Genomic DNA, 16,662 nt, shown 5'->3' on the forward strand with positions numbered 1-16,662 from the left:
TTCCGCGGCTCTTGATCATTCTGAGGAAGCGACGACGTCGGCACATCACACGAATCGTCCATTGCCATGAGGCCCACATGGGATACGAAGCGACTACTCTCCGCTGTCACGGTCCTTCGCCAGCCGGGTCAGCTCCCCGCGCGAGGTGACGTCCAGCTTGGTGAAGGCCCGGCGCAGGTGCGAACTCACCGTGTGCGGCGAGAGGGAGAGGTGCTCGGCCACCTGCTGGTTGGTCAGCCCTTGGGCCACGAGCCGTACCACCCGTATCTCCGCGGCCGTCAGCTCGGGCCATGCCCCGGAGAGTCCGGCCGTCGAGGGCCGGCGGCGGACACCAGCGGCCCGCAGGCGCCGGCGGACGCGTGCGACGTCCCGCTCGGCGCCCCCTCGCGCGTAGAGCGCGAGGGCCGTGTCGAAGTACGGCACCGCTTCGGACTTGCGGGTGGCCGCAAGCTTGCGTCCGGCGTCCTCCAGTGCCGACGCCCGGGCCAACGGCCGAGGGCAGTCCTCGTACAGCCGGACGGCGCGTACGAGAGGGGCGAGGTCGTTGTCGAGGAGCCCCCGGGCATGCGCGGCGGTAGCGGCCAGGAACGTGAGGTCGGGGTTGAGCACGGCCAGTCGCTCGGCCAGGGCCACTGCCTGCGCGGCCCGTTCGTGTGCGCCTGCACGCAGCGCCAGGCGGACGAGGACCGGGGCGTCGGCGGGGTCGACCAAGCCGGCGTAGGCCGGCCGGTCCGCGGCGGGCGACGTCATCACCTCGTCGAGTTCGGCCATGGCACGGTCGGGACGGCCTTCGAAGTCGGCCATCAGCGCCAGCATCCAGGAGCCGAAGTGCCGGACGACGGGTGCGCCGTCGCTCCGCATGCGCCTCGCCTCCGCCGCATACGCTCGTGCGGTCTGCTGGTCGTTGGTGTGGAGGGCGACGCGCATCATCACGTACCGGAGCGTGACGTCGGCGAGGTTGCCCGGGCCGAGGTCGTCGGTCGTCGCAGACGCGGCTTCGGCGTCGGCCCGGGCGTCCGTCAGCCGTCCGGCCTCCAGAAGGATGCGGGAGCGGGTCATGAGCCACATACGAGTGGCGGCCGTCCGGCCCTGCTCCCTGGTGATCCGGATGCCGTCCTCCGCGGCCGCGAGCGCCTCCGCGGAGCGTCCGGTGGTGTTCGACAGGAGAGCGTGCCACAAGGCCTCCGGAACCCACAGCGAGGTGCTGACGCCCAGGGCGTCGGCCAACGCGACGGACCGCTCGGCCTGCCGGAACGCCTCGGTCAAGTCCATGCGGTGGAAACTCGCGGCCGAGCGGACCGTCGTCAGCGTGGCCTCGGCGGAGCGGTCCCCCGCTGCCGCTGCGGTCTCCCACGCCTCCGCGGCGACCTGCTCGGCCGCCGAGTGCTCGCCCGACATCGACAGGCCGACAGCGAGCATGGCGAGCAGTCGCCCCCTCACGTCCACGGGGATCCCGGGCAGTGCCGACCCGGCGCGGGCCTGGCGGACCGCCTCGGAGAAGTCGAACGGTACGGCGAGGCGTGCCAGGGCAAGGCGTATGCGCGCCTCGTCCTCTGGTCCGAGACCGCCGGTCGCCAGGGCGGAGACTCCCAGCTCACGCGCCTGGGCGGCCCGGCCCGTCTGCCAGAGCAGCGGGATCGTCTCGGCGATGACCCGCGGCCGCTCCGGAGCGTCCGCCGTGGTGAGTTCCAGGGCCTTGAGACTGCGTTCCGCGGCGGGTCCGGGAGCGGTGGCCGCGAGTTCCGCCGCGGCGGTGCGCAGCCGGTCGGCCTCCGCCGCGTCTCCCGGCCCCGCTCTCCCGGCCTCCGCCGCATCTGCCGGCGCTCTCCCGGCCGACGGCCCTGGACGCTCGACGGGGGAGGCCGCAATCCCCGGCGGCAGCTCGGCGGCTTGACCACGCAGGGCCTGAAGCAGGGGCAGGGGGAGGCCGGCTTCCACCGCCTCGCGGATCAGGTCGTGGCGGAAAGCGAGGTGATCGCCGCTTTCGATGAGCAGATCGGCGTCGAGGGATTCCCGTACCGCTGTGATGAGCGCCGCCGAGGACCTGCCGAGCAGTTCGGCCAGCAGCGCGACGGTGACCGGGCCGCCCAAGGCGGCCGCCGTCTGCACCAGCGCCCGTGCCTCGTCGGACAGCTGGTCGAGGCGGCGCACGACAGAGGGGAGTTCGTGTGGGGCGGGGGGTCCGGCCGACAGCCTGGCCGTGCCGTTCTCGGTCGTCACTGCCTCACGAAGCGAGCCGAGCAGCTCGACCAGCAGTTGCGGGACTCCTTCGGCGCGGCGGGCGACGCGGAGGACGTCCGGGTCGGGAGCGGCGCCGAGGGCCTCCTCGGTGATCTGTGTGGTGGCCTGGTCGTCCAGCGCTCCCAGCGCCAGCTCTTGTGCGCCTGCCTGCCGGATCCGGTCCAGGGTCGTGCGCACTCCTGACGGCACGCTGCCGCCGCGCACGGCGACCAGCCACAGGATGGCGTGCGACGAGAGTCCGGCCGCGAGGGTGTTGAAGGTGAGAAGGGTCAGGTCGTCGCACCACTGGAGGTCGTCGAGGACGACGAGCAGGGGGCCGTTTCGAGCCGTCTCCCGCAGGCGGTCCCCCAGCTCCTGGAGCAGCCAGAAGCGCTGGCCGGGTGTCGTGGCGAGGTCCCTGAGGCGGACGGCGCCCGACAGCGGTTCCTCGCCGGAGAGCAGGCCGTCGAGGAGCGGGCCGAGCGGCACGAACTGTTCGTCGGGGTCCGCCGCTCCCTCGAACACCCTCGTCCCGCGCCGCCTCGCGGCAGCCGCGGCCTCCGAGAGGATCCTGGACCTGCCGATGCCGACGGGGCCTTCGACGCGGATGATCCCGCCTTCGCCCCGGTCGAGCGCGTCGAGCCGCACCTCGATGAACGCCAGTTCGGCGTCCCTGCCGCGGAGGGGCGTCCGTACACCCTCGCGTTCCTCGGGCACGGTCCTTGTCGTCACTCGGTTCACGCTCATACGGCGGAACAGTATGAACCATATGAACCACCCCGCCGCCGCCCGGCCCGGGGGCCCGTCTCAGTCGAAGCGCAGGTCGGCGAGTTGCCGTTCGAGGACGGTGACGTCGTCCTCGGGCTCCTCACTGGCCGGGCGCGCCGCCAGGAGCGCGACGAGCTCGACGCCCGCCCGGCGGACGCGGCCGGGCAGGCCGTCGGTGTACTCGTCTCCCCCCGAGCCCCAGTCCTCGGAGGCCGCGAACACGGCGGTGGGGACGACGACGGCGCGGAGATAGGCGAAGAGCGGGCGCACGGCGTGCTCAAGGACCAGGGAGTGGCGGGCGGTACCGCCCGTCGCCGCGATCAGGACCGGCTTCCCGGAGAGGGCGTCCGGATCGATCACGTCGAAGAAGGACTTGAAGAGACCGCTGTAGGAAGCCGCGAACACGGGAGTCACCACGATCAGGCCGTCAGCCGCCGTCACCGCGTCGATCGCGGCGCTCAGTCGCGGCGGCGGAAAGCCGGTCACGAGGTGGTTGGCGATGTCGCCGGCCAGTTCCCGCAGCTCCACGACCTCGGTCGACGGCGCCTGCCCCCGGGCGGCGAGTTCGTCGCGGGCCGACTCGGCCAGCCGGTCCGCGAGCAGGCGGGTGGAGGAGGGGGTGCTCAGCCCCGCGGAGACGACGATCAGCTTCATGCGGCGGACACCTCCCGGACGGCTCGGAGCGACGCGTGCGTGGGGGCCTCCGGCACGTCGGCCGGACGCCCCTTGGCGAATTCCCTCCGCAGCACGGGCACGACCTCTTCGCCGAGGATGTCCAGCTGTTCAAGGACGGTCTTCAGGGGCAGGCCCGCATGGTCCATCAGGAACAGCTGGCGCTGGTAGTCGCCGACGCTCTCCCGGAACGACAGGGTCCGCTCGATGACCTGCTGGGGAGAGCCCACCGTCAGCGGGGTCTGCTCGGTGAAGTCCTCCAGCGACGGACCGTGGCCGTACACGGGAGCGTTGTCGAAGTAGGGACGGAACTCCCGTACGGCGTCCTGGGAGTTCTTCCGCATGAAGACCTGTCCGCCCAAGCCGACGACGGCGTCCTCCGGCCGGCCGTGGCCGTGGTGCGCGAACCGGCGCCGGTAGAGCTGGACCATGCGCCGGGTGTGGTCGGCCGGCCAGAAGATGTTGTTGTGGAAGAAGCCGTCGCCGTAGTAGGCGGCCTGCTCCGCGATCTCGGGGGACCTGATGGATCCGTGCCAGACGAAGGGCGGGACGCCGTCCAGGGGCCGGGGTGTCGAGGTGAAGGCCTGGAGCGGCGTACGGAACGTGCCCTCCCAGTCCACGACGTCCTCGCGCCACAGCCGGCGCAGCAGCGTGTAGTTCTCCTTGGCGAGGTTGATGCCCTGGCGGATGTCCTGTCCGAACCACGGGTAGACCGGACCGGTGTTGCCGCGCCCCAGCATGAGGTCGACCCGGCCGTCGGCCAGGTGCTGGAGCATCGCGTAGTCCTCGGCGATCTTCACCGGGTCGTTGGTGGTGATCAGCGTCGTGGACGTGGACAGGATCAGCTTCTCGGTGCGGGCGGCGATGTAGCCGAGCATGGTCGTCGGCGACGACGGGACGAACGGCGGGTTGTGGTGCTCGCCCGTCGCGAAGACGTCCAGGCCGACTTCCTCGGCCTTGAGAGCGATGGCGACCATCGCCTTGATGCGCTCGTGTTCCGACGGAGTACGGCCGTTGGTGGGGTCGGGGGTCACGTCCCCGACGGTGAATATGCCGAACTGCATGGGGTGTCTGCTCTCCTGAGCTCGTCCGGTTCCCGCGCCGGGGAACCGGGGCCGGGGTGACGCCGGGGGCTCCGGCGTCACCCAGCGGGTCAACGGTGCGGCGTCACTTCGCCAGGAAGGCGAGGAGGGCGGTGTTGACCTCCTCCGCGTGGGTCCACAGCAGGCCGTGCGGGGCGCCCTCGATCTCGACGTAGTCGGCCGACGGGAGCGCCTTGTGGAAGGGGCGCGCCGTGCCTTCGGCCGGCAGGATGCGGTCGGCGGTGCCGTGCAGGATCAGGGCCGGCACGTCGACGGCGGGGATGTCGGCGCGGAAGTCGGTGTACCAGGTCGCCGGCGCGGCGGACGCGGCGAAGGAGCCGCCGCGGGCCGCGGTGTTCCAGCTGTTGCGGACGGCCTCCTCGCTGATGCGGGTGCCCAGGTTCTCGTCGAGGTTGTAGAAGTCGTTGAAGAAGGCCGTGTAGTAGGCGTAGCGGTCGGCCTTGACGGCGGCGACGACGCCGTCGAAGAACTCCTTCGGGGCGACGCCGTCCGGGTTGTCGTCGCTCTTGAGCAGGCAGGGCTCGAGCGAGGCCAGGAAGGCGACCTTGGCGACGCGGCCGGAGCCGTACGTGGACACGTAGCGGGCGACCTCGCCGGTGCCCATGGAGAATCCGACGAGGACGGCGTCCTTCAGGTCGAGGGTCTCCATCACGGTGTTCAGGTCGGCAGCGAAGGTGTCGTAGTCGTAGCCGATGGTCGGCTGCGAGGACTGCCCGAATCCGCGTCGGTCGTACGTGATCACGCGGTAGCCGGCGTCGAGCAGCGCGGCGCTCTGGCGCTCCCAGGAGTGGCCGTCGAGCGGGAAGCCGTGGATGAGGACGACGGGCTGCCCGGCACCCTGATCCTCGAAGTACAGCTCGATGGGGTTGGTGTTCTCCTGGCCCACGGTGATGTACGGCATGGGGATGCTTCCTCGATTCGGGTCGGCTGGTCCGCGCGTCGAAGCGGCGCGGTATGCCCGTCACGTTAGGACCGGTCCCGCGCCTCCTGTTGACGCGCCGCGCACCACACCTTGCACGCGGGCGCAGAGTCACTCAGCTGCCGGTGACCGTACCGGCGGCGCCCTCCGCGAGCACGATCCGGGCCAGGTGGACCCTTGAGCGCACCGAGAGCTTGCGGAAGATCGACGCCAGATGGGTGTTGACCGTGTGCGGGGAGACGACGAGGGCCTCCGCGGCCGACCGGTTGGTGTGGCCCGCGGCGATCAGCCGGGCGACCTTGCGTTCCGAGGCCGTGAGCGCGTCCCAGCCCTGGCCGGGGCGCGGCCGGAGGCTTCCGGTGCGCCGGCCGGAGCGGCTGGTGGCCCGTTCCAGATCGGCCCGGACCCGGTCGGCCTCGGCATCGGCCCCCGCCTGGGCGTAGATGTCGTGGGCCCTGGTCAGAGCTGGTGTCGCGGCGGGGTCGCCTGCTGTGAGGAGCGCGCGCCCGAGGTCGGCGGACGCGGCGGCGAGGGGCAGCGGCCGGGGGCCGGTGAGGAGGATGCGGACCGACCGCTCCAGGAGTCCGGGGTCGGCGTTCGCCAAGGCGGATGCGTGGGCGGCCGCCCCCTGGGCGGTCGGCACGCCCGGGTTGCGGGTGGCGTGTTCGACAGCCTGGGCCGCGAGGTCCTCGGCCAGGTTCCGGTCCCCGCCGCGCAGGGCGATCCGCACGGCCTGGACGATATGGGGGCGCAGCAGCCGCCATCGGAGGAAGGGGTGGTCCCGCTGCACGGATCGGACCAGTTCGGCCGCTGCCGCGTGGTCGCCGTCGGCGTCGGCGACGACGGCCTCGAAGTACTGGTGCGTGGCGTGGTTGCCCGTGTTCGGCCGCTCGGCCACGGTCGCCCGCACGACGTCCAGGTGTTCCCGCGCGGCTTCGCGGTCGCCGCGCAGCATCGCGAGGAGGCCGCGGTTGACGCGGATGTTGACCAGGTTGCCGGGCACGTGGAGGTCCGCTTCGAGCCGCTCGGCGGTGACGAGGTCGGCGTCCGCGTCGTCGAGCCGGCCGAGCCCCATGTTCAGGGTTCCCTGGGCCCAGATCAGCATGGCGGGGCGCAGGGGAGCGTCGCCCGCCGTCCGGAGCAGTCGCCGTACGGTGTCGAAGTCGTCCATGTGGATCCGGGCGACGGCCTCCTCGGGCAGGAAGGCCGTGTCGAACACGCTCAGCGCCGTGTGGTGTTCGACGGCGGCGGCGCAGTCGCCCGCGTTGAGGGCGATCTCGCCGAGGCCCCACAGCGCGAGGACACGGGCCTCCCGGTCACCGGACCGCTCCGCCTCGGCGAGCGCCCGTTCGCCGGTCTCGCGAGCGGCCCCGAGGTCGCGCCCGCGGGACCGGGCGAGGGCCTGCCGGGCGGTGAGCCGGGCGCAGATCGTCGGGTCGGTGACGGCTGCCAGTGCTGCCGTCGAGCGGCGGGTCAGCTCGTGGACGTCGTCGACGTGCCACAGCGTGTCGCCGAGTACGGACTGCAGACGGGCGAAGACGTCCAGGGGCGGCTGCCGGGCGAGCAGCGTGTCGCCGGCATCCCGTGCCTGGGTGTACCGGCCCGCGCGGGTCAACGCGACGATGGCCCGTTCTCCCACGTCGAACACCATGGGCGCATGGGGCGGTACGAGTTCCAGGGCGCGTACGGCCAGGTCGGCGGCGAGGTCGGGCATCACGGCGATCACGTCCGTGGCGGCCGTGCCGAGCAGCCCGATCGCCTCCTGGTCGCCGGGTTCGGCGCTCTTCAGCAGGTGCGGGACCGCGTCGGTGGAGCTCCGGCCCGCCGCGACGAGCCGGCTCGCGGCCTCACGGTGGAGCGCCCGGCGTACGGAGGGGGCGAGATCGGCGTACACCGCCTGGCGGAGCAGGTCGTGGCGGAACAGGAGGCGTTCGCCGTCGTCGTGGAGGAGGGCGGCGGCGATCGCCTCGTCCACTTCGGCGCTGAGTCCGGAGGCGGGCCGGCCGCACAGGGCGGCGGCGTCCGCGAGCGAGAACGCGCGGCCGAGGACCGAGCCGATCCGCAGGAAGTGGAGGGTGTCCGGCCGCAGGTCGGCCAGCCGGTCGCGTACACCGCGGACCAGCCGCTCCGGCGGCTCCGGCCCCTCCGGCCCCTCCGCGCCCGACGCCGCGATGCCCGAGAGCATCTCGGCAGCGAGGAAGGGGTTGCCTCCCGCCCCGTCGAGGAGCTCCGCGACCTGCTCCGGTACGTCCACGCCGAGGACGTCCCGTGCCAGCTCGGCCAGGGCCGCATCGGACAGCGGCCGGAGGGGGAGGGTCGTCGTCCGCGGCCCCTGCCCGTACAGTTCCGGGTCGTTTCTGCCCGTGAGCAGCCAGAGGACCGGGGAGCTGAGCAGCCGTGCCGGCATGACACTCAGGGCGAACCGGCTCAGCGGGTCGGCCCATTGGACGTCGTCGACCGCGATCAGTACGGGCGTGTTCGCCGAGCGTTCCTCGATCAGCTGGGCCAGTCGTTCGACGAGCCAGATGCGCTGGCCGTGATGGCCCGCGAGGTCTGCGAAGTCCGTGCTGGACAGCAGCGGCGGGTCACCGTGCAGGAGGCCAGAGGCCAGTGAGGCGAGCGGTGCGAGCTCGTGCAGTTCCTCGGCGCGTCCATGGCTGACGACGAACCCGTGAGCCCGCGCGATCGAGACGGTCTCCTGCAGCAGTACGGTCTTCCCGATCCCGGGCTCGCCCAAGAGCAGCGCGATCGCTCCTCCCTCGCCGTCGCGCACCGCCTCGACCAGGGCGCGCAGCCGCTCCAGCTCGGCTTCGCGGCCCCGCAGCCCGGGCCGGCTCAGCGCCGCGCTCCCTGGCACCGCCATGCCTTCCCCCTCGGGCCGGTCGGGGCTCATCCCTTGACCGATCCGGCGAGCAGTCCCCGTGCGAAGTGCCGCCGGAGGGAGAAGAACACGAGCAGCGGGACGAACGCCGCCACGAAGGCTCCTGCGGTGAGCCGCTGCCACTCGTTGCCGTACGTCCCGGCCAGGCTCGCCAGTCTGAGCGTCATCGGCGCGGTCTCGGCCGTCCCGCCCGACAGCGTCAGTGCCACGAGGAGGTCGTTCCACACCCAGATGAACTGGATGATGGCGAAGGAGACCAGGGCCGGGCGGGCCAGGGGCAGCACGATCCGGAGCAGCAGCGTCCCGTGCGACGCGCCGTCGACGCGGGCGGCCTCGATCAGGTCCCGGGGCAGCCCCGCCAGGAAGTTGTGCAGGAGGAACACCGCGAACGGCAGCGCGAAGACCGTGTGGGCGAACCAGATCTGGCCGAAACGCGCGGGACCGGTGAGGTTCCACGCGGGCAGGAACAGCCAGCCCTGGGAGAACAGCTTCAGGAGGGGGACGAGCGCCATCTGGAGCGGCACGACCTGGAGCGCGAAGATGCCGACGACGAGCGCGTCCCGCCCCCTGAAGTCGATCCACGCCAGGGCGTACGCCGCGAAGAACGCCAGCACGAGCGGGAACAGCACCGAGGGAAGGGTGATGACGACGGAGTTGACGAAGTACTCCGCGAGCCGCCCCGACCCGTTCCCGCCGCCGGAGAGCACCTCGCCGTAGTTGTCGAGCGTGAGATGCGGCGTACCGAACACGGTCCACCAGCCCGTCGTCTTGATCTCCTCCTCGGGACGGAACGAGGAGAGCAGCAGACCGAGGGTCGGTGTCGTCCAGAGGACCGCGATCACCATGGCGATCGACGTGAAGGCGCGGGAGGCCAGACGCTCCCGGACGCAGTTCACCCCGCCCTCCGCTGGGCCCGGACCTGGTGGGCGACGAAGGGCGTGACGAGGACGAAGAGGAGCACGGCGAGAGCGGCGCCGCGACCTGTCTCGCCGTAGCGGAAGGCCTGGTCGTACATCTCGTGGGCGATGACGCCCGTGTCGAACTGTCCTCCGGTCATGGTCTTGACGATGTCGAAGGCCTTGAAGGTGCCGATCGCCTGGGCGAGGACCACGACGAGCAGAGTGGGTCTGATCGACGGCATGGTGATCCGCCAGAAGATCTGCCGGGGGGACGCGCCGTCGAGTCGGGCCGCTTCGGTCAGCTCTCCGGGAACGGCCCTGATCGCGCCGGCCAGCAGGACGGCCGCGAAGCCCGCCTGTGTCCACACCATCACCACGATGAGGAACAGGACGTTCCAGGGAGAGTCCACGAGCCATTGCCTCGGTTCGCCGCCGAACGCGACGACGAGCTGGTTCAGCAGCCCGATCTGCCCGGCCTCCGCGGGACGGTAGGCGTAGACGAACTTCCAGACGACACCCGCGCCGACGAAGGAGATCGCCATCGGCATCAGGACGAGGGACAGCGCGAACGCTCTGAACCGCGACCGTACGACGGCCGCCGCGTAGAGCAGACCGACCGAGGCTGCCAGCAACGGCACGAGCACCACCCACGCCAGGGTGTTGCGCAGCGCCACCATCGCCCGGGGGTCGGTGACCATCCACACGTAGTTGTCGAAGCCGGCCCACGCGTCTCCCCCGTTCGCCGTGAACGACAGCGCCAGGGTGCGCAGACCGGGCAGGAGGAGACCCACCGTGAGCAGCAGCAGCGCGGGGGCCAGCAGGAGAAGGGCCGCGGCCCTTCTCCGAACCGGCCCCCGGTGCAGCGCCAGCAGGATCAGGGAGACCACCGCCGCGAAGGCGGCGACGCCCTGGAGCAGGTACAGCAGCTTGGGCTGCTGGGCGACGACGTCGAACGACATCAGTGGCTCGGCCAGGACCGTTCGATGGAGTCGGCGACCTGCCGGGTGCTCGCGCCGCCGGTCCAGTCGACGGATCCCTTCCAGAACGTCCCGGCGCCGACCGAAGCGGGCATCAGGTCCGAACCGTCGAACCTGAACTGTGTCCTGGGATCCTGGAGCAGCTGGATCGAGAGCCTGTCGACCGGGGTGGCGGCATTCGCCGGATCCACGCCCTTGTTCGCCGAGACGAACGGGCCCTTCTTCATACGGGCGTTCGCGAAGTCCGCGGAGGCCAGATACTCCTGATAGGCCCGGACTTCGGGACGGTCGGCGAACACCGCGGTGAACACCCCACCGCCCAGTACGGGGCGGCCGGCCGGGTCGGCCCCCGGCAGGAGGAAGGCGTAGACGTCCTTGTCCGGTCCGATCTCGGTGCCCTTCGGCCACATGTCGGCATAGAACGAGGCCTGGCGGTGCATCGCACAGTCGCCGGAGAGAATCGGTGTGCCGGCCTCCTGGAAGGAGATCGACGCCATCGAACGGGCCGGACCGAAACCGCCGTTGGCGTACCGGTCGTTCTTGAGGATGGACCCCACGGTGTCCATGGCCTTGATCACCCGCGGGTCGTTGAACGGGATCTTGTGGGCGACCCACTGGTCGTAGACGTCCGTGCCCTGCTGACGCAGCAGGACGTCCTCGATCCAGTCCGTCACAGGCCAGCCGGTCGCCTCGGCGGACTCGATGCCCGCGCACCACGGCTTGACGCCCGACGCCGCGACCTTCTCCGTCACGGCCATCAGCTCGGACCACGTGCGGGGAACGCTCAGTCCCCTGTCGCGGAAGAACTTCGGCGAGTACCAGACGAACGACTTCACGTTCGCGACCAGCGGCGTGCCGTAGAGGGTGCCGTTCACGGTCGCATAGCTGTTCCAGTCCGCCGACCAGCCCTGCTTGGCGAGGGCCACGACCCCGGCGCTCGCGGGCTTGAGCTTCCCCGCCCGCGCAAAGCGTTCCAGGAGCCCGGGCTGAGGGAAGAACGCCACGTCAGGCGCACTCCCGCCGTCGACCCGGAGCTGGATCTGGGCCTCGAACTCCCCGTCCCCCTCGTACTGGACGTCGATTCCCGTGCAGTCCGCGAAGTCCGCCCAGGTCTCTTCGAACAGGTCGGCCTCCCGGTCCCGGTTCTCCGCGTAGACGGTGACCTTGGTGCCGGGGTGCTTGCCGTACCTGGCGTACGGCCCACAGTCCACGGCGGTGTGCGACGGCGAACCACTGTCCTGCGGAACACCGCAGGCGGTGGCAAGGGCGGCGAGGGCGATGACGGCGAGCGCGAGCCTCGCGCCGAACCTCATGGGTGCATCTTCTCCGATCGCCCGCCGAAGGGTCCTCGGGGGCGATCAGAAGCTACCAGCGCTCGAATATTATCGACTAATCGTTCGATCCCGAACGATCGGGTCAGTGGGCGGTGGCCCGGGCCGCGTCCTGGATCAGCTCCGCCACGGCCTTGGGCTGGGCGAGCATGACCAGATGGGAGGAGTCGACCTCGACGGTGGTCATGCCGGCGCGCTCGTACCCGAAGCGCTCCACATCGGGGTTGATCGTGCGGTCGGAGGAGGCGACCAGGCCCCACGAGGGCTTGGTCTTCCACGCCGCGACAGGCGCCGCCTCCGAGAAGGCACGTGCGGCCAGGGGGCGCTGGGAGACGGCGAGCACCGCGGCGAGGTCGGGGTCGACGTCCGCCGCGAAGAGGGCGGGGAACTTCTCGATCTCCACCGAGACGTCGGTGCCGGTCTCGGTGGAGCCGGCCACCGGGAACGGGGTGTAGACGAGCGCGTCGGCGAGACCGGAGTCGGGGAAGCGGCCCTGCAGCTCGCCCAGGCTCTCGCCCTCCTCCAGCGCGTATCCCGCGAGGTACACCAGTGCGCGGACGTTGTCCTCCGTGCCGGCGAGGGTGATGACGGCGCCGCCGTAGGAGTGTCCGACCAGGATCACGGGGCCTTCGACGGCGCGGACCACCGAGGCGATGTACGCGGCGTCGTCGACGAGGCTGCGGTTGGGCACCGCCGGGGCCACCACTTCCATGCCGGCGGCAGTCAGTTCGGGGATGACGCGGGCGAAGCTGGAGGCGTCGGCGAAGGCGCCGTGGACCAGGACGACGGTGGGGCGGGCGTGTCGGGACATGGGGGAACTCCTCGGTGCGTGACGGGGAATGGGGCTGGGGACAGGGATGGGGCTGGGGATGCGGGAGATGGATGCGCGGTGCTTCACAGGCCGAAGCGGGCGCGCCTCGCCTCGGGCACCAGGTCGGTGTACTCGGGGTGCTTGCCGATCCAGCCCCGGATGAAGGGGCAGTACGGCAGGACGCGCAGCCCACGGGCCCGGGCGTCGTCGAGCGCTCCCCGGGCGAGGAGACCGCCCAAGCCCTGGCCGGCGAACCGGCTGTCGATCTCGGTGTGGATGAAGGCGATCTCGCCCTCCGAGAGGTGGTACTCGGCGAAGCCCGCGGTCTCGGTGCCGTCGTCGCCGGCGAGGATCTCGTACCGGGACTTCTGAGGCCGGTCCGTCACCTGCGGTTCCATGGGTGCTCCTGTGCGGTCGTGGTGTGACGGGGTGGGTGGGCGCGGTCAGAGCGTGCGGCGCACGCCCGCCTGGCGTTCCAAGTTGCGGAGCTGGACGGCCAGGTCGCCTTCCACGGCGAGGTGGGCGGGGCCGCTGCGGCCGATGGGCAGGACCTGCTCGCTGCGCATGTCCTCGAGCATCAGGGCGAACGCCGTGTACATCGCGACCAGCGCCACCACGAGGCCGAGCGCGCCGGACGTGCGCGTCAGCCATTCGGCACCGGTGATGCCCCCGAGACCGGTGGCCGCCCAGCGAGGCAGGGAGACCGCGAGGACGAGCCACAGCGCGCGCTTGGGCCGGGTCACGGCGGTCATCAGGGCCCCGAAGCAGAGGAGCGCCAGGTTGAACACGCCGAGGACCTGAAGGCCGTCGGCCGCGCCGCTGAGCATGATGAGCGAGTAGGGCAGCCAGCTGCCGGCGAAGACCGCCATCAGCGTCGCCGCGATCACGTCACGGGCGCCGAAGGCCAGGAAACTCACCAGGAGTTGGAGCACGAAGGCCGGCAGCACGGTGTAGGCGACGGCGGCGCGGGCCGCCTCGTCGAAGAGCCCGAGCTGGAGGCAGCCCGTCATCACGGACGCGATGGCTATCGTGAAGAAGCCGAGCGGCATGGGTGAGGCGATGGGGCGCAGGTTGATCCGTGTCATCGACCGGAGGTCCGGTTCGAAACGGCGTCCCGGGGGCGCGTCCGGCGAGGTCGCCGGGGTGTCGCCGCTGTCGGCGGCGGGGGAGGCTGCGGACATCGGGTGGATCTCTCTTTCAGTGCTCGAAGCAGGGGTCGACGAAGGACGGCGTCGTGTCGGGGACGGAGCCCCGGGCGACGCGCCAGCGGCGGTGCTGCTCGGACTCGGCGACGGCCTCGGCCACGGCCGATGCCTGGCGGGCGCCGCTCTGGTAGCCGCCGAAGTGGGCCACGGGGCTCCACTCCGGGGTGACCGGCGGGACGGCCTCGTCGAGACCTTCGTACTCGGCGGAGGCGTAGACGATGCGGCCGCCGACGACGGTGAGGACGGACTCGATGTCGGGAATGACGTCCTCGGGCACAGTGAGGAAGTCGTCGGAGAGGATCGTGAGGTCGCCGTAGCAGCCCTCTCGAAGGGTTCCCTTGACGTCCTGCTCGCCGGTGAGCTGCGCTCCGCCCCGGGTGTAGAGGCCGAGGGCGGTCTCCCGGTCGATCAGGTTCCCGGCCGGGTAGAGGGCCGTGCCGCCGACGGTGCGCCCGGTGACCAGCCAGTGGAGCGCGACCCAGGGGTTGTACGAGGAGACGCGGGTGGCGTCGGTTCCGGCGGCGACGGTCAGGCCCCGGTCGAGCATGGCCCGGACCGGCGGGGTGTGGGCGGCGGCCTCGGCGCCGTAGCGGTCGAGGAAGGCGGCGCCCTGGAAGGACATCCGGTTCTGCACGGACAGCGCGCCGCCGAGGGCCGCGATCCGGTCGAGGCTGTTGGCCGAGACCGTCTCCGCGTGGTCGAAGAGCCAGCGGTTGCCGCCGGGGAAGAGCCCTTCGGCCGCGAGCTTCTCGAAGACGGCCAGGTCGCGGCGGATCGTCTCGTCGTAGGTCGCGTGGAGCCTAAAGCCCCAGCCGTTCTCGAGCAGCAGCCGGACGGCGCTCTCGAATTCGGTCTCGTAGCCGGCGGCGAGTTCGGGCCGGGGTTCGGAGAAGTTCTCGAAGTCGGCGGCGGCCCAAGTCAGGTTCTCTCCCGCGCCGTTGAGCCGGAGCCACTCGTCCCCGTCCCCAGGCTTGACCATCTCGGTCCAGCGCTTCAGGTCGGCGAGCTCCTGGCCGGCCGTCTGCGGAAAGAGGTGGTAGGCGATCCGGAGGGTCAGCTCCCCCGACCGGGCGAGGTCGACGACCGTGGCGTAGTTGTCGGGGAAGTTCTGGAACCCGCCGGCGGCGTCGACCGCGGACGTCAGTCCGAAGCGGTTCAGCTCGCGCAGGAAGTGGCGCGTCGACGTCCGCTTGTCGGCCTCGTCGAGAGCCGGCGCCTTGGCCAGGGTCGAGTACAGGATGAGGGCGCTCGGCGCCGCGAGGAGCACGCCGTTGGGTTCGCCGTCCCGGCCCCGGACGATCTGCCCGCCGCGGGGATCCGGGGTGTCGCGGGTGAATCCGGCTGCCTGCACCGCGGCCCGGTTCATCAGCGCCGACTGGTACAGGTGCAGGACGAAGACCGGGGTGTCGGGGGCGGCGGCGTTCAGCTCCGCAACGGTCGGCATCCTGCGCTCGGCGAACTGCTCGGCGGTCCAGCCGCCCACCACCCGGATCCACTGCCCCTTCGGGGTGCGGCCGGCCTGCTCGCGCAGCATCGCGAGGGCGTGTCGGAGGCTTCGTACGCCGTCCCAGCGCAGCTCCAGGACGTAGTTCAGGCCGCCCCGGATGACATGCAGGTGCGAGTCGTTGAGGCCGGGGATCACCCGGCGGCCGAGGGCGTCGACGACCTTCGTTCCCGGCCCGACGAGGTGGGCGAGGTCGTGGTCGTCGCCGAGGGCCGCGACCCTGCCGTCGCGGATCGCGACGACACGGGCCTCGGGCCGGTCGGGGTCACCGGTGAAGACCTTGGCGTTACGGACGAGGAGGTCGGCGTGCTCGCGCTCCCGACGCGGGGCGGGGACGAGGCCCGCCACCGGCATGCTCGTCGACGGCCCGGTCATGCGAGGGCCTTGCGCAGGGTGTCAGTGGCGAGACCGATGGCGAGCTCCGCGGCCTGCGTCTCGCGCAGTGCGTTCAGCATCACGAAGTCGTGGATGACGCCCTGGACGCGCAGGGCGGTGACGGGGACGCCGGCTGCGCGGAGCTTCGCCGCGTACGCCTCGCCCTCGTCGCGCAGGACGTCCGCCTCGGCGGTGATGACCAGGGCCGGCGGCAGGCCGGTGAGCTGCTCGGTGGTGGCGCGCAGCGGCGAGGCGGTGATCTGGGCGCGCTCGGCCTCGGCGGTCGTGTACTGGTCCCAGAACCACTTCATGGCGTCGCGGCGCAGGAAGTAGCCCTCGCCGAACTGGTGGTACGAGTCGGTGTCGAAGCTCGCGTCCGTGACCGGGTAGAAGAGGACCTGCTGGACGAGCACGACGTCGCCGCGCTGCTTGGCCATGAGGGTGAGGGCGGCGCTCATGTTGCCACCGACCGAGTCGCCCGCGACGGCGATCCGCGTGCCGTCGAGGTCCTTGTGGTGCCCCTCGCGGGCGACCCACTGGGCGACGCTGTAGTTCTGCTCGATCGCGACGGGGTAGCGCGCCTCGGGCGAGAGGTCGTACTCGGGGAACACCACGGCCGCCCGGGTGCCGACGGCGAGTTCGCGGACGAGCCGGTCATGGGTGTGGGCGTTGCCGAAGACCCAGCCCGCGCCGTGGATGTAGAGGATGACAGGAAGCGGGCCGGTGGCGCCGCGGGGGCGGACGATCCGGGCGCGGACGTCGCCGGTCGGGCCGCCGTGGACGGTGATCCACTCCTCGTCGACCTCGGGCAGGGGGACGCCCTCACCGCTCTGGACACCGTCCACGGCCTTACGGCCTTCGGCGACGGGGATCTGGTAGAGGTACGGCGGCTGGGCGGTGGCGTCGGCGAAGGCCTGGGCGGCGGGTTCGAGGATCGGTCGGTTCTTCATCAGGGGTTCTCCTTCTGGGGATGTACGGGAGGGCGCAGGTCGGGGGC

13 protein-coding genes are annotated in these 16,662 nt (G+C 71.6%); all 13 read right to left on the bottom strand.

Annotation, left to right across the window (positions count from 1 at the left end; all coding sequences use genetic code 11):
* Positions 1–93: 93 nt before the first annotated feature.
* The 13 genes from OG357_RS04145 to OG357_RS04205 all read right to left on the bottom strand — a co-directional run bounded on the left by OG357_RS04145 (position 94) and on the right by OG357_RS04205 (position 16,615).
* A complete protein-coding gene (locus tag OG357_RS04145) occupies positions 94–2,967 on the bottom strand; it encodes a helix-turn-helix transcriptional regulator (protein WP_329619816.1) in 2,874 nt (957 codons plus the stop codon).
* A gap of 60 nt (positions 2,968–3,027) precedes the next feature.
* On the bottom strand, positions 3,028–3,642 hold the full coding sequence (locus OG357_RS04150) for an FMN reductase (protein WP_329619817.1): 615 nt from the start codon (positions 3,640–3,642) through the stop codon (positions 3,028–3,030).
* On the bottom strand, positions 3,639–4,724 hold the full coding sequence (locus OG357_RS04155) for an LLM class flavin-dependent oxidoreductase (protein WP_329619818.1): 1,086 nt from the start codon (positions 4,722–4,724) through the stop codon (positions 3,639–3,641). Before OG357_RS04155 ends, OG357_RS04150 begins: the two co-directional genes overlap by 4 nt.
* Before the next feature lie 103 nt (positions 4,725–4,827).
* A complete protein-coding gene (locus tag OG357_RS04160) occupies positions 4,828–5,664 on the bottom strand; it encodes an alpha/beta fold hydrolase (RefSeq protein WP_329619819.1) in 837 nt (278 codons plus the stop codon).
* Positions 5,665–5,797: 133 nt separating this feature from the next.
* Positions 5,798–8,545, bottom strand: coding sequence for a helix-turn-helix transcriptional regulator (locus tag OG357_RS04165; protein ID WP_443066621.1), 2,748 nt, complete (start codon positions 8,543–8,545; stop codon positions 5,798–5,800).
* A gap of 26 nt (positions 8,546–8,571) precedes the next feature.
* Positions 8,572–9,459, bottom strand: a complete 888-nt coding sequence (locus OG357_RS04170; protein ID WP_329619821.1) for a carbohydrate ABC transporter permease — start codon at positions 9,457–9,459, stop codon at positions 8,572–8,574.
* The gene (locus tag OG357_RS04175; protein ID WP_329619822.1) at positions 9,456–10,421 is read right to left on the bottom strand and encodes a carbohydrate ABC transporter permease; all 966 of its coding nucleotides are present in this window, start codon (positions 10,419–10,421) and stop codon (positions 9,456–9,458) included. The genes OG357_RS04170 and OG357_RS04175 overlap by 4 nt, the downstream gene beginning before the upstream one ends.
* On the bottom strand, positions 10,421–11,752 hold the full coding sequence (locus tag OG357_RS04180) for an ABC transporter substrate-binding protein (protein WP_329619823.1): 1,332 nt from the start codon (positions 11,750–11,752) through the stop codon (positions 10,421–10,423). Before OG357_RS04180 ends, OG357_RS04175 begins: the two co-directional genes overlap by 1 nt.
* Positions 11,753–11,855: 103 nt before the next feature.
* Positions 11,856–12,581: an alpha/beta fold hydrolase gene (locus OG357_RS04185; RefSeq protein ID WP_329619824.1), complete on the bottom strand. Its 726-nt coding sequence runs from the start codon at positions 12,579–12,581 to the stop codon at positions 11,856–11,858.
* Positions 12,582–12,664: 83 nt separating this feature from the next.
* Entirely contained in the window at positions 12,665–12,979 is a 315-nt protein-coding gene (locus tag OG357_RS04190; RefSeq protein WP_266782491.1) for a GNAT family N-acetyltransferase, read from the bottom strand.
* A 45-nt stretch (positions 12,980–13,024) separates the two neighbouring features.
* Positions 13,025–13,762, bottom strand: coding sequence for a GPR1/FUN34/YaaH family transporter (locus tag OG357_RS04195; protein ID WP_329619825.1), 738 nt, complete (start codon positions 13,760–13,762; stop codon positions 13,025–13,027).
* A 16-nt stretch (positions 13,763–13,778) separates the two neighbouring features.
* Entirely contained in the window at positions 13,779–15,665 is a 1,887-nt protein-coding gene (locus OG357_RS04200; RefSeq protein WP_329619826.1) for an amidohydrolase, read from the bottom strand.
* A complete protein-coding gene (locus OG357_RS04205; RefSeq protein WP_329619827.1) occupies positions 15,662–16,615 on the bottom strand; it encodes an alpha/beta hydrolase in 954 nt (317 codons plus the stop codon). Before OG357_RS04205 ends, OG357_RS04200 begins: the two co-directional genes overlap by 4 nt.
* Between the last annotated feature and the right edge of the window lie 47 nt (positions 16,616–16,662).

The sequence above is a fragment of the Streptomyces sp. NBC_01255 genome, from assembly GCF_036226445.1.
GTDB lineage: Bacteria > Actinomycetota > Actinomycetes > Streptomycetales > Streptomycetaceae > Streptomyces.

What these genes read in the sequence shown, in the direction of transcription:
- OG357_RS04150 (WP_329619817.1), bottom strand. Translation starts at nt 3,642, where the DNA reads ATGAAGCTGATCGTCGTCTCCGCGGGGCTGAGCACCCCCTCCTCCACC.
- OG357_RS04180 (WP_329619823.1), bottom strand. Translation starts at nt 11,752, where the DNA reads ATGAGGTTCGGCGCGAGGCTCGCGCTCGCCGTCATCGCCCTCGCCGCC.
- OG357_RS04160 (WP_329619819.1), bottom strand. Translation starts at nt 5,664, where the DNA reads ATGCCGTACATCACCGTGGGCCAGGAGAACACCAACCCCATCGAGCTG.
- OG357_RS04175 (WP_329619822.1), bottom strand. Translation starts at nt 10,421, where the DNA reads ATGTCGTTCGACGTCGTCGCCCAGCAGCCCAAGCTGCTGTACCTGCTC.
- OG357_RS04165 (WP_443066621.1), bottom strand. Translation starts at nt 8,545, where the DNA reads ATGGCGGTGCCAGGGAGCGCGGCGCTGAGCCGGCCCGGGCTGCGGGGC.
- OG357_RS04195 (WP_329619825.1), bottom strand. Translation starts at nt 13,762, where the DNA reads ATGTCCGCAGCCTCCCCCGCCGCCGACAGCGGCGACACCCCGGCGACC.
- OG357_RS04200 (WP_329619826.1), bottom strand. Translation starts at nt 15,665, where the DNA reads ATGACCGGGCCGTCGACGAGCATGCCGGTGGCGGGCCTCGTCCCCGCC.
- OG357_RS04155 (WP_329619818.1), bottom strand. Translation starts at nt 4,724, where the DNA reads ATGCAGTTCGGCATATTCACCGTCGGGGACGTGACCCCCGACCCCACC.
- OG357_RS04185 (WP_329619824.1), bottom strand. Translation starts at nt 12,581, where the DNA reads ATGTCCCGACACGCCCGCCCCACCGTCGTCCTGGTCCACGGCGCCTTC.
- OG357_RS04145 (WP_329619816.1), bottom strand. Translation starts at nt 2,967, where the DNA reads ATGAGCGTGAACCGAGTGACGACAAGGACCGTGCCCGAGGAACGCGAG.
- OG357_RS04190 (WP_266782491.1), bottom strand. Translation starts at nt 12,979, where the DNA reads ATGGAACCGCAGGTGACGGACCGGCCTCAGAAGTCCCGGTACGAGATC.
- OG357_RS04205 (WP_329619827.1), bottom strand. Translation starts at nt 16,615, where the DNA reads ATGAAGAACCGACCGATCCTCGAACCCGCCGCCCAGGCCTTCGCCGAC.